This is a genomic window from Pseudomonas sp. B424 (genome assembly GCF_055408345.1).
In genome coordinates, this window is sequence record NZ_JBUZTL010000082.1 from 1 (window position 1) to 553 (window position 553).

The 553-nt window shown below is 60.6% G+C and carries 1 pseudogene; it reads right to left on the reverse strand.

The features are described from left to right. Positions 1 to 553, reverse strand: a pseudogene (locus ACZRMS_RS26330) (hypothetical protein); the annotation flags it as partial.

A 553-nucleotide genomic window follows, 5' to 3' on the forward strand; every position in this document is an offset into this window, starting at 1 on the left:
TCAGCTTGCGCGCGCACCACCTGCGTCACCTGATGCAGTTGATTGCGGGCATTCCACTGCATGGCCTGGCCCGGTGCCAGTGCCAGGTGATTGCCGTTGGCATCAAAACGGGTCGTGAAGTCTGCGGGGTCCTCTTCCTTGAGCAGGCTGCGGTTACTGTATTCGGCCACCACCATCTGGCGCAGATAGGTGTGACCGGCACCTGCGTCATGCTTGAGCAGTGTCAGATTGTTGCCGCTGTCGTAGGTGTAGGTCTGGGTGTAGTTGCGCCAGCGACTGTCGTCCTGCGTGCCGAAGGTTTCCAGCCCCGGCAGTTCAGGTCCGATCATTTGGTTGGCGTTTTCACGGCCCGAGGCCTCGACCAGTTGGTAGAGGGTGTCGTATCGATACGTGCTGAGCGCCTCAATCCGTTGCTGGGCAAACCATTGCACGGGCTGGGCCAGGTCTTCGATGCGTTCGACATTGCCCACCGGGTCGTACTGGTAGTGCAGGTCTTGCAGCAGATGCCCGGCCAGAGTGCTGGCCTTGAGGCTCAGTAACCGGCCATTTGCCG